The 12286-nt window shown below is 57.2% G+C and carries 12 protein-coding genes; 2 read left to right on the top strand and 10 right to left on the bottom strand.

Annotated features, from left to right (window positions below; genetic code table 11):
* Positions 1-8: 8 nt before the first annotated feature.
* The 8 genes from fabF to yceD form a co-directional block, all read right to left on the bottom strand.
* Positions 9-1250 (bottom strand): beta-ketoacyl-ACP synthase II, encoded by a 1242-nt coding sequence (gene fabF, locus AB5Y83_RS12525; protein WP_005360452.1) that lies wholly within the window; start codon positions 1248-1250, stop codon positions 9-11.
* An 82-nt stretch (positions 1251-1332) separates the two neighbouring features.
* Complete coding sequence (gene acpP / locus AB5Y83_RS12520; protein ID WP_005300909.1) at positions 1333-1569, bottom strand: acyl carrier protein; 237 nt, start codon at positions 1567-1569, stop codon at positions 1333-1335.
* Between the two features lie 158 nt (positions 1570-1727).
* The gene (gene fabG / locus AB5Y83_RS12515) at positions 1728-2462 is read right to left on the bottom strand and encodes a 3-oxoacyl-ACP reductase FabG (protein ID WP_005333159.1); all 735 of its coding nucleotides are present in this window, start codon (positions 2460-2462) and stop codon (positions 1728-1730) included.
* A 13-nt stretch (positions 2463-2475) separates the two neighbouring features.
* Positions 2476-3411, bottom strand: a complete 936-nt coding sequence (gene fabD, locus AB5Y83_RS12510) for an ACP S-malonyltransferase (protein ID WP_005333161.1) — start codon at positions 3409-3411, stop codon at positions 2476-2478.
* Positions 3412-3482: 71 nt separating this feature from the next.
* Positions 3483-4442, bottom strand: a complete 960-nt coding sequence (locus AB5Y83_RS12505) for a beta-ketoacyl-ACP synthase III (protein ID WP_040065495.1) — start codon at positions 4440-4442, stop codon at positions 3483-3485.
* A gap of 7 nt (positions 4443-4449) precedes the next feature.
* Positions 4450-5469, bottom strand: a complete 1020-nt coding sequence (gene plsX / locus AB5Y83_RS12500; protein WP_368175264.1) for a phosphate acyltransferase PlsX — start codon at positions 5467-5469, stop codon at positions 4450-4452.
* A gap of 9 nt (positions 5470-5478) precedes the next feature.
* On the bottom strand, positions 5479-5646 hold the full coding sequence (gene rpmF / locus AB5Y83_RS12495; RefSeq protein WP_005300935.1) for a 50S ribosomal protein L32: 168 nt from the start codon (positions 5644-5646) through the stop codon (positions 5479-5481).
* A 19-nt stretch (positions 5647-5665) separates the two neighbouring features.
* Complete coding sequence (gene yceD / locus AB5Y83_RS12490) at positions 5666-6187, bottom strand: 23S rRNA accumulation protein YceD (RefSeq protein ID WP_013723766.1); 522 nt, start codon at positions 6185-6187, stop codon at positions 5666-5668.
* Between the two features lie 118 nt (positions 6188-6305).
* On the opposite strand from yceD, the gene AB5Y83_RS12485 reads away from it, so the two are divergent.
* Positions 6306-6887, top strand: coding sequence for a Maf family protein (locus AB5Y83_RS12485; protein WP_279487702.1), 582 nt, complete (start codon positions 6306-6308; stop codon positions 6885-6887).
* Positions 6888-6988: 101 nt separating this feature from the next.
* Here AB5Y83_RS12485 and AB5Y83_RS12480 read toward each other — a convergent pair whose 3' ends face one another.
* Positions 6989-7651, bottom strand: a complete 663-nt coding sequence (locus tag AB5Y83_RS12480; RefSeq protein WP_279487703.1) for an HAD-IA family hydrolase — start codon at positions 7649-7651, stop codon at positions 6989-6991.
* On the bottom strand, positions 7651-8595 hold the full coding sequence (gene rluC, locus AB5Y83_RS12475; protein WP_005351815.1) for a 23S rRNA pseudouridine(955/2504/2580) synthase RluC: 945 nt from the start codon (positions 8593-8595) through the stop codon (positions 7651-7653). Before rluC ends, AB5Y83_RS12480 begins: the two co-directional genes overlap by 1 nt.
* A gap of 413 nt (positions 8596-9008) precedes the next feature.
* Here rluC and rne point away from each other — a divergent pair, with 413 nt between their 5' ends.
* Complete coding sequence (gene rne / locus AB5Y83_RS12470; protein ID WP_368175263.1) at positions 9009-12101, top strand: ribonuclease E; 3093 nt, start codon at positions 9009-9011, stop codon at positions 12099-12101.
* The last annotated feature ends 185 nt before the right edge of the window (positions 12102-12286 follow it).

Here is a 12286-nt window from a genome sequence, read left to right as displayed (position 1 = left end):
GCGGCAAATTATACGCGTTTGAAGATCAGTGAGCCATTGGTGCCGCCAAAACCAAACGAGTTGGAAAGGGCGTACTCGAAGCTGCCTGGCTTGGCCACATGGGGTACCAGATCCAGATCGCACTCATCATCCGGGTTGTCCAGGTTGATGGTGGGCGGAGCCACCTGATCACGCAGGGCCAACACAGTGATGATCGCCTCGATGGCACCGGCGGCGCCCAACAGGTGACCGGTCATGGACTTGGTGGAGCTGACCATCAGGGATTTAGCGTGCTCACCAAACACCGACTTCATGCCACGCAGCTCGGCCACATCACCCAGCGGGGTGGAGGTACCGTGCGCGTTGATGTAACCAATCTGCTCGGGGGCAATGCCGGCATCCTTGATAGCATTTTTCATGGCACGAGCGCCACCGTTGCCATCTGCGGGAGGCGCAGTCATGTGGTACGCGTCACCGCTCATGCCAAAACCGACCAGCTCGGCGTAGATCTTGGCGCCACGGGCCTTGGCGTGTTCGTACTCTTCCAGTACCAGGACACCGGCACCGTCACCCAGCACAAAACCGTCGCGATCCTTATCCCACGGACGGCTCGCTTTTTGCGGCTCGTCGTTGCGGTTGGAGAGTGCCTTGGCGGCAGCAAAACCACCCATCCCCATCGCGGTGGAAGCTTTCTCGGCACCGCCGGCGACCATCACGTCGGCATCACCGTAAGCGATCATCCGGCCAGCCATGCCGATGGCATGGGTACCAGTGGTACAGGCGGTCGTCACGGCGATGTTCGGCCCTTGCAGACCTTTCATGATGGAGAGATGACCGGACACCATATTGATGATGGTGGACGGAACGAAGAAGGGACTGATCTTGCGCGGGCCACCATTGACCAAGCTTTCGTGGTTCTGTTCAATCAGACCCAGACCGCCGATACCGGAGCCAATCGCCACGCCGACACGTTCGGCATTCTCTTCATTGATGGTCAGGCCGGAATCATCCAGCGCCTGCATACCGGCCGCGATGCCGTATTGAATGAAGAGATCCATCTTGCGAGCGTCTTTACGGTTGATACCGTACTGCTCTGGATCGAAATCCTTGACCAGACCTGCGAAGCGGGTTGCAAACTCGCTGGCATCAAAGTGTTCGATAAGGGAAATGCCGCTCTGCCCGTTGAGCAGTGCTTGCCAGCTGGATTCGGCAGTGTTACCCACCGGGGAAAGCATCCCCAAGCCGGTCACCACGACTCTGCGTTTTGACACTGAGGTAGTCTCCGAGAGGTGTTTTGAAAGGGAACAAATACAAAAGAAGCGGCCCTTGGGCCGCTTCTTTCAGAACAGGAACTTATTCCTGATTAGCGGTGATGTAGTCGATAGCCGCTTGAACAGTGGTGATCTTCTCGGCTTCTTCATCAGGAATTTCGGTATCGAATTCTTCTTCCAGCGCCATTACCAGTTCAACGGTATCCAAAGAGTCAGCGCCCAGGTCGTCGACGAAGGAGGCAGCGTTCTTAACGTCTTCCTCTTTAACACCCAGTTGTTCGATGATGATTTTCTTTACGCGTTCTTCGATGTTGCTCATGACCTGAATTTTCCTTTAAAAATACGCTATTTGCGTCTGGTTGGGGTAGTTTATTCAATTGACGTGAGTTTGCAAGTAGCTTGCCGCTGGTCAAACCACGAAATGTGCCAAACTTCGGCGTACTATCGCAAATTTGAACAGATCTTACGACAAATTGATTACACCATGTACATCCCGCCATTAACATGCAGGGTTTCGCCAGTGATATAGGCTGCTTCATCAGAAGCCAAGAATACCACAGCTGCGGCAATTTCTTTTGGGTCACCCAAACGGGCGGCAGGCACCTGACTCATGATGCCGGCACGTTGATCGTCATTCAGGGCACGGGTCATGTCGGTTTCGATGAAACCAGGAGCAACCGCGTTCACTGTGATACCACGGGATGCCACTTCCCGCGCCAACGATTTGGTAAAACCAACCAGACCGGCCTTGGCGGCAGCATAGTTGACCTGACCGGCATTGCCCATGGTTCCCACCACGGAGCCAATGCTGATGATGCGACCATGACGTTTCTTCATCATGGCACGCAACACCGGTTTGCTCAGACGGTAAAGCGAGGTCAGATTCGTATCGATGATCTCGTTCCACTCGTCATCTTTCATCCGCATCAACAGGTTGTCACGGGTGATACCCGCGTTGTTGATCAGGATGTCGATGTCGCCAAAGCGCGCCTTGATGGCGGCGAAGACGGCTTCGATGGATTCCTGGCTGGTCACGTTCAGTGCCATGCCGCAACCATTCTCGCCCAGATAGGCGCTGATCGCCTCGGCACCGCTCTCGCTGGTCGCCGTACCGACCACTTTCGCACCACGGGCCACGAATGTTTCGGCAATCGCACGGCCGATGCCACGACTGGCACCAGTCACCAACACAACCTTATCGGTAAAGCTCATCACTTGCTCCTGTTTACTTGATCTGGGCCAGCGCCTGCTCAAAAGAGGCGGCATCGTTGGCGTGAATACCTTCCACGCGCTTGTCGATGCGCTTGGCGAGCCCGGTCAACACTTTGCCCGGTCCCATCTCGATCTCGAGGGTAACGCCCTCATTGGCCATCCGCTCGACAGTCTCGGTCCAACGAACCGGGCTGAACAGCTGACGTACCAGCGCTTGCTTGATGGCGGCCGGATCCTGTTCACAGGATACGTCGACATTATTGATGACCGCTATGGTTGGAACCTTGATCTCGATCCCGTCCAGCGCAGCTGCCAGTTTTTCTGCGGCAGGTTTCATCAGTGCGCAGTGAGACGGCACGGAGACCGGCAGCGGCAGCGCACGCTTGGCGCCCGACTCTTTCATCAGCACGTTGGCGCGCTCAACGGCCTCTTTGTGACCGGCGATAACCACCTGGCCCGGGGAGTTGAAGTTGACCGGAGAGACGACCTGCCCTTGTGCCGCTTTTTCGCAGTTGGCTGCGATGGATTCGTTATCCAGACCGATGATAGCAGCCATGGCGCCGGTGCCTTCCGGTACCGCTTCCTGCATGGCAAGACCACGCAGCTCGACCAGTTTGACCGCATCGGCAAAATCGAGTGCGCCGCTGCAAACCAGCGCGGAGTACTCACCCAGGCTGTGACCCGCCATCATAGCAGGCGTTGCCCCACCCTGCTGTTGCCACAGGCGCCACAGGGCGACAGAGGCTGTCAGCAGCGCAGGCTGGGTGCGCCAGGTTTTGTTCAGATCTTCAACCGGACCATCCATCACCAGGGCAAACAGGTCATAACCCAGCACCTGACTCGCCTCGGCGAAGGTCTCCTTGATCACGGCATGTTGTTCGGCCAGCTCGGCCAGCATGCCAACGGACTGGGAACCTTGTCCCGGGAAGGCAATGGCAAATTGGGTCATCATTGATTCCTTTTAGATAAGACAAAAATGAAATCGGTGACGGGATGATGGAGACACCATCCCGCCGAAGATCAGAGTCGAACCAGCGCCGAGCCCCAGGCAAAACCGCCGCCAAAGGCTTCCAGCAGTACCAGCTGACCCGGTTTGATCCGGCCATCCCGCACCCCTTCGTCGAAGGCGACCGGAACAGAAGCGGCAGAGGTATTGCCGTGCTTGTCGAGGGTCAGCACCACTTTATCGAGGCTCATACCCAGCTTCTTGGCGGTGGCACTGATGATGCGGAAGTTGGCCTGATGCGGCACCAGCCAGTCCAACTCGCTCGGTTCGATGCCAGCAGCGGCCAACGTCTCGGTGACGATCTCGCTCAAACGGGTGACCGCGACCTTGAAGACATCGTTGCCCTTCATATACATGTAGGCTTCGAGCTCGGCACCCGGCATGCCGCGACGGGGATGAGGCAGCTTGAGCAGCTCGCCATAACGGCCATCGGCATGAAGATGAGTAGAGAGGATGCCCGGGGTCTCGCTGGCACCGACAATCACGGCCCCTGCCCCGTCACCAAACAGGATGATGGTGCCGCGATCTTGCGGATCGCACATGCGGGAGAGCACATCGGCCCCGACAACCAGCACATGGCGGGCGGCGCCGGATTTGACGAACTGATCGGCAATGGAGAGCGCATAAGTGAAACCTGCGCAGGCTGCAGCCACGTCAAAGGCAGGAATGCCCGGTACGCCGAGCAGCCCCTGCAGCTCGCAGGCAGCAGCCGGGAAGGCATTTTCAGCACTGGTGGTCGCCAGCACTATCATATCGAGATCGGCAGCGGTCAGACCTGCTGCATCCAGGGCACGCAGGGCGGCCTGGTAAGAGAGGGTGGCAACGGTCTCGTCAGCACCGGCAATACGGCGCTCACGGATACCGGTGCGTTCCACGATCCACTCATCACTGGTCTCAACCATCTGCTCGAGATCGGCGTTGGTACGCACTGAACTCGGCAGGTAGCTGCCAGTACCCAGAATTTTGCTATGCATAGAGTTCTTATAGATCCCTGTCAGAGAAGACAGCTTCAAGGCGATCTGCTATTTGCAGTGGAAGTTGATGTTTGGCCTCTTGTGCGGCCAGCAGGATCGCATTACACAGAGCGCGCCTTTCGGCCCGCCCATGACTTTTTACCACAATGCCGCGCAATCCTAACAGACTTGCCCCGTTATACTGGTCGGGGTTCAGGTAAGAAAAACGCCGTTTGAACATAAATCCGGCGATCCGGCCAAGAAGAGTGCGTTTCTTGCGGGGATATCCGGCCAGCTGGGCCATCATCCGCACCACCCCCTCGGCCGTCTTGAGGGCGACATTGCCGACAAAACCGTCGCAGACGATCACATCGCAGTCGCCGCTGAAGATGCGATCCCCTTCGACGAACCCGACATAATTGAGCGCGTGGCACTGACGCAACAATTCGGCGCTGTGGCGCACCAGATCATTGCCCTTGATCTCCTCCTCACCGATGTTGAGCAAGGCAACACGGGGGGATGCAATGCCTTCTACCTTTTCGGCCACGACGGAGCCCATCACCGCAAACTGCAGCAAGGTATCCGCATCGCAACTGACGTTGGCGCCTAGATCCAGCATCACGGTACGTTTGCCGCTCAATGTCGGCAGCGCCTTGATAAGGGCAGGTCTGTCTACCCCTGGCAGGGATTTGAGCACGCACTTGGCCATCGCCATCAGCGCACCTGTGTTGCCGGCACTGACGCAGGCCTCGGCCTCACCGGCTTTCACCAGATTGAGTACCACCCGCATGGAGGAGTCTTTCAGAGTTCGCAACGCCACGATCGGTTTATCGCCCATGCCAACCACCTGGGATGCATGCACGAAACGAACGCGGGGATGATTCAGCAAGCCATGTTGCTGCAGCAAAGAAGAGGTCTGGTGCTGGTCGCCGACCAGGATCAGTTTTAGCTGGGGTAAAAGAGACAGTGCCTGCACGGCGGCAGGCACTGTTTCCGAGGGGCCAATATCTCCCCCCATGATGTCTAGCGCGACAGTTTGCGTAGACAAAGGCAATCCTTAAGCGATTACCTTTTTACCGCGGTAGAAACCATCGGCAGTCACGTGGTGACGACGATGAATTTCGCCACTGGTCTGATCAACAGTCAGGGCAGCGGTGGTCAGCGCATCGTGGGAACGACGCATGCCACGCTTGGCACGGGTTTTACGGTTCTGTTGTACGGCCATTGTAGGCTAACTCCTAAATTCACTTACGTTTAAGCTCTTCAAGAACTGCAAAGGGATTCGGCCGCTCATCAGCAGGTTCGATTTCACCCCAGGTCATCTCCATGTTTCCTCTCGGGCATGCATCCAGAGAATGCATTGCGACTTGAGGCAACGAGAGGATGAGTTCATCCTCCAGGATTTGATGAAGATCTATCTCGCCGTTTTCGTCCAACTCAATGGGCTCATAAGCTTCCGGCAGTTCTTCCTCGTTTGTTCTTTCGAACAGCGGAGTGTAGATAAATTCAGCTTCACAGAGGTGTTCGAATGTCTCTCCGCAACGTTGGCAAACCAGGTCAACCTTGGCATGGGCAGTGCCTTTCATAACGGTCAACTTCTGGACATCTTTGCCAAAGTGCAGTGATACATCGATATCACTCTGCAAGCCAGCGGTTGATTCCTCCAGCCTGGGCATCTGCGACTTTTCCACTATCCCGATGTAATCGAGCAGCTTCAAGGCACTACGGACTGGATCAACCTTAACGGGCAACTTCACCTTTTGCATAGGGCGCGAATAATATAGGTCCAACAACTGATAGTCAAAGGAAAAAGTCCTTACCGCCGATGATTTTAACGTCACAAGTCCCTAGAATGCTGGTACTTGCTTTCATCGGTACCTGATTATGCCACAGAATCTGATCCTCGCCTCAACTTCTCGCTATCGCAAAGCCCTGCTGGAGAAGCTCGGTCTCCCCTTTGAATGTGCCGCCCCCGATGTGGATGAGCGACCACTGGCTGGCGAATCCGCCGAGGCGCTGGTGGCCAGACTGGCTCGTGCCAAGGCTGATGCCATCGCCGGGCAACGTGATCACGGCTTGATCATCGGATCTGATCAGGTGTGTGTCTGCGATAATCACACCCTCGGCAAACCGGGCACCATCGACAATGCCATCGCCCAGCTGATGGCGGCTCAAGGTCGCAGCGTCACCTTTTACACCGGGCTGTGCGTACTTAACGCTGCAACCAATGAGATTCATCAATTGATTGAACCATTTACGGTCCACTTTCGCGATCTCGACGAATCCGCCATTCGCCGCTATGTAGAGGCTGAACTGCCCCTCGATTGTGCGGGCAGTTTCAAATGCGAAGGGATGGGGATCGTGCTGTTCAAGGGGCTGGAAGGGCGCGATCCTAACACCTTGATCGGTCTGCCGCTGATCGGCCTGATCGAGCTGCTGGAGCGCCACGGTATTGCCCTGCCCTGATCGCGGACGAATAGATAAGCTAGATCGAGCATATAAAAAGCCCGGTCAATACACCGGGCTTCTGTTATCAATCAGATTGATGTCTCTTAAAAGAAAGGCGTCTACAACAGCGCGTGAAGAGCCGTCATGGAGTCCACCACAGCTAAAGGTCCGTGGCGACTGAGGGCATCGCGGCTATCTACACCCCAAGTAACGCCAATGCGCGGCATGGCAATTGCCTCGGCCATCGCCATATCGTGAACAGAGTCGCCGATCATTACGGCCTGACGGGGTGACAGCTCCAACTCGTCCAGGATCTGCTCAAGCATCAGCGGATCAGGCTTGGAGCGGGCCTCATCGGCCCCTCGGCTGGTCACAAACAACGGGCGTAGCCCGGTTTCATCCAATACCCGATCCAGCCCGCGGCGTGATTTGCCGGTAGCGACGGCCAGTTGCAGCCCTCGTGACTGCCAGTCATGCAGCAACTCCCCAGCCCCGGCAAACAGCGGGCTGGGGGTCGCGTCGTGCAGATAGTGATGACGATAGCGATCGATGAGTGCGGTAATCTGGCGCTCACCGCTGGTGGCGCCACTGCCACTGCATAAGGGGAACAAGCGGGACATGGCGACATCGAGGCTCAATCCGATGATCTGCCGGATCTGGGCTGGAGCAGGAACCGCCAGCTCACAATCTCTGGCGGCACCTTGTACACAGGTCACAATCCGGCCCACCGAATCCATCAGGGTACCGTCCCAATCGAAAATGGCGAGCCGGATATCCTGCATCAGCGTGGCAAGCCGTTGAGGAAGTTGTCGAGTTCAGGTGCCAGCGGCGCTTCTACCTGCATCTCGCGACCATCGGCCGGATGGGTGAAGCTGAGCTTCCAGGCATGCAAAAAGAGCCGTTTCAGCCCTTGGCTGCGCATTTTCTCGTCAAACGCCGCTTCACCGTACTTATCGTCACAGGCGATCGGGTGACCGGCATGCAGGGTGTGCACCCGGATCTGGTGGGTACGACCGGTGATGGGGCTGCACTCGACCAGGGTCGCTTCGGCAAATTGACGCACGATGCGGAACCGGGTTTCGGAGGGCTTGCCATCGGCGCTGACCCGCACAACCCGTTCACCGGATTGCAGATCGTTCTTGCGTAGCGGCGCATTGACCACCTTGACGTGAGCCTGCCACTTGCCACGCACCAGCGCCAGATACTGCTTGCGCATGGTCTTGACGCGTAACTGCTCATGCAAGCTGCGCAGGGCGCTGCGTTTTTTGGCAACCAGCAATACACCTGAGGTGTCGCGATCCAGTCGATGAACCAATTCGAGGAAACGGGCTTCTGGACGCAGGGCGCGCAACCCCTCGATAACGCCAAAACTCAGGCCGCTGCCACCGTGTACTGCCATGCCGGAGGGCTTGTTCAGCACGATCATGGCATCGTCTTCGAACAGGATCTGGCTCTCCAGACGCTGGATAACCCCGAGGTTTGCCGAAGGCAGCTCATTCTTCTCGGCAACGCGCACGGGGGGCACCCGTACCTCATCACCTGCGCAGAGTTTGTACTCCGGTTTGATGCGCTTTTTGTTTACTCGCACTTCGCCTTTACGAAGGATGCGATAGATCAGGCTCTTGGGGACGCCCTTTAGCTGAGTCTTGAGAAAATTGTCGATGCGCTGCCCGTCATGCTCAGCTTCGATGGTGAGCAGCTGCACTTGTTGTTGTATCTGTGTCATGGCGCGGATTTTAACACTGCCAGCGCCCCTTGGCTGCATGGTTTGTTGAAAAATGGCGCCTTGCTATAAAAGAGGTTTAAATGGGATAATAAACAAGGTTTTGTCATTGTGTTCAAGCCTTGTACTAAGTGGCCAAAAAGTATGCCACCCAATCCCGAAACACCGTGTATACAAGAACATGACGGTTCCCGGGTGCGAGGTACAACGCATGGAGAACACAAACATCACCGTTTATTTGTCTCCATTTCGGCATCCTTATTCATTCCTTCTCGAGAAGTGATGACCAGAACGCCCTTAGTTTGCGCCTCATGCATACCCCAGCCGGGAGGTTGCCCCAGTATGCTGAAGACCCGAGGCCGGCGCTGGCAGGACCCAGATGGAGGAAATCAAAATGACACAATAATGAGAACTCAATGAAAAGAATGCTTATCAACGCAACTCAAGAAGAGGAGTTGCGCGTAGCGCTGGTTGACGGACAACAGCTCTACGATTTGGATATTGAAAGTCCGGGACACGAGCAGAAGAAAGCGAACATTTACAAGGGTAAGATCACCCGCGTAGAACCCAGCCTTGAAGCTGCTTTTGTTGATTACGGCGCCGAGCGCCACGGTTTCCTGCCGTTGAAGGAGATCGCCCGCAATTACTTCCCCTCCGGTTACTCCTATCAGGGTCGTCCCAACATCAAAGAAGTGGTCCGCGAAGGTCAGGAAGTTATTGTCCAGATCGACAAGGAAGAGCGTGGCACCAAGGGTGCAGCCCTCACCACCTTTATCAGCCTGGCAGGTAGCTACCTGGTACTGATGCCCAACAACCCCCGTGCCGGTGGTATCTCCCGCCGCATCGAGGGTGATGAGCGGACTGAACTGAAAGAAGCCCTGAGCGGATTGACCGTGCCGGAAGGCATGGGCCTGATCGTACGTACCGCCGGTGTGGGCAAGTCGCCAGAAGAGCTGGAATGGGATCTGAACGTTCTGCTCAACCACTGGGACTCCATCCACAAAGCCTCTCAGGAGCGCGTTGCGCCGGTGCTGATCCACCAGGAAAGCAACGTCATCGTGCGTGCCATCCGTGACTATCTGCGTCGCGATGTGGGCGAGATTTTGATCGACAATCCGGTGATTTTCGAACGCGCCAAGGCCCATATCGAGCTGGTACGTCCCGATTTCCTCAACCGCGTGAAGCTGTACAAGGGTGAAGTTGCCCTGTTCAACCACTTCCAGATTGAGAGCCAGATCGAATCAGCCTTCCAGCGTGAAGTGCGCCTCCCCTCCGGCGGCAGCATCGTTATCGATCCGACCGAAGCACTGACCTCCATCGATATCAACTCCTCCCGCGCCACCAAGGGCGGCGATATCGAAGAGACTGCGCTGCAAACCAACCTGGAAGCCGCCGACGAAATTGCCCGTCAATTGCGTCTGCGCGACTTAGGGGGACTGATCGTAATCGACTTCATCGACATGACGCCGGTTCGCCATCAGCGCGAAGTGGAAAACCGTCTGCGTGAAGCGGTTCATCAGGATCGTGCCCGCATCCAGCTGGGTCGGATCTCCCGTTTCGGTCTGCTGGAGATGTCTCGCCAGCGTCTGCGCCCCTCCCTCAACGAATCCAGCAGCCATATCTGCCCCCGTTGCCAGGGTCAAGGCGTGATCCGTGACAACGAATCTCTTGCCCTGTCCATCCTGCGTCTCATCGAAGAAGAGGCCATGAAGGACAACACCGAGCAGGTTCACGGCCAAGTGCCGGTGGATGTTGCTGCCTATCTGCTTAACGAGAAGCGTGCTGCCATCGCCAGTCTGGAACAGCGCAATGATGTGCGTGTTTACATCATTCCGAACCAGCATCTGGAAACTCCGCACTACGAAGTGACCCGCATTCGTCAGAACGAGATCCCGGAAGCGGCCAGCTACGAGCTGAAAACCGAGATTGCCAAGCCGGTCTACCAACCGAAGCAAGCTCAGGTGATCGAGCGTGAGCAACCGCTGCTACAAGGCTTTGCCCAACCGGCACAACCGGCCCCTGTTGCACCGCAACAGCCGGCGGCTCCCGTTGCTGCGGCCCCTGCCGAAGTCGGCTTCTTCAGCAAGCTGATCAAAGGCATTACCGGCCTGTTCAGCAGCGATGCAGCCCCTGCCGACGTGAAAGCGCCCGCCGAGAAACCTGCAGCTCGTGAAGCACGCAAGGATGAAGGTCAACGTCACCAGCGCGAAGAAGGTCGTGGCCGTGGGCAGCGTCCTCGTCGAGACGACAATCGTGGCAACCGCAACAATGCGGAAGCTGGCGAGAAGCGTGAAGGTGGCAACCGCGAAGCCGGTGAAAACCGCAATCGCCGTCCCCGCAAAGAACGCGAGCCTCGTCAGGAGCGTGAAGCCCGTGGTGAGGTGCGTAGCGAACAGCGCATGGAACGTGAACCCCGTCAGGAGCGCGAACCTCGCGAGCCGCGCCAGGAACGTGCGCCACGTCCAGCCCGTGAACCTCGTGCTCCCCGTGAGCCGCGTGCCGAAGTCGTTGTTGAAGCGGTCGACGGCGTTGATGCAGCTGCCGTCCAGCCACGTCAGGAGAAAGAGCAGAAAGTGGCCGAGCGCCGCGAACGTCGTCAACTGCGCAAGCAGATCCGTGTCGATGTCGCCGCTGCTGACACCCCTGCCCTGCCGGTCGACGAAGTACCAGCGCAAACTGAAGTGATCGATGCTACCGTGGGTAACGAGCAGGAAGAGCAGAGTGAAGGCCAGCGCCGCTCACGCCGCACTCCGCGCAGCCAGCGTATCGAAGGTCAGCGCCGCAAGCGCATCAACGAAGATGCCCGCAGCCAACGTGATGAAGAACAGCAAGAGACCACCACTCTGACCACCGCAGCCCAGGCAGATATTGCCAAAGCGCAGGTTGAAGAGCCGGTAGTGCCTGTTGTTACCATCCCGAGCGCTGAAGCCGTCGCTGCTGCCCTGCAAGCCTCTGCGGCACTGACCGAGCATGTGGTTGTCGAAGCCGTTGCTGAAGAAGCAGCCGAGCAGGCTGCTGCCCAGGTTGAAGCACCTCAAGCTGATGTGGCTGCCAGCCCGGTTGTTGCAGCTGTCGCAGACGTTGTGCTTGCAGTAGAGCCGGAAGTTACCGTTGTCGCCGCTCCGGCTGTCGACATGGCTGCCACTGAAGTCGTTGAAACTGCTCCGGTGGTTGAAGAAGCCCCTGCTCTCAACACTCCTGTTGTGGAAGCTGTACCGGCTGCAGTCGAAATGCCAGTTGCGGTTATCGAAGCCCCGGCACCTGTCGCTGCCGTTGCGGTGGAAGAGACTTCGGTCGTGACCAAACAGGTAGCTCACGGTGCTGGCCTGCTGGCTCGTGCCCGCAAAGCATCCGCCCCGATGGCAACCCCTGCCGAAGCCCCTGCCCTGCCTGCCCGTGAGCCGGTTAACTACCCGCCGCTGGTACGCAACGAAGTGAGCACATCAGGTCGTCATGGTGGCAGCACAGCCGCCGTCAACGTGGCCACCTGCCCGGCCGGTCGCCCCTAAGCAACCCGGGTTTACCCCCTAAACAAAAGCCACACCAACAGGTGTGGCTTTTTTATTTCTCTTTTCCCCTGTGCACTCACAGACACATTATGTATGGAGATGGTATTCACCTGACAGTTGCCCACAAAAGGGAGTGGTCATACGGCTTCAAACCGGATAACAAAACGGTACCCCTACCGTGTTAT

Source organism: Aeromonas sp. R5-4 (assembly GCF_040908215.1).
Taxonomy (GTDB): domain Bacteria; phylum Pseudomonadota; class Gammaproteobacteria; order Enterobacterales; family Aeromonadaceae; genus Aeromonas; species Aeromonas veronii.
This window is presented reverse-complemented; position numbering and strand designations above follow the sequence as displayed.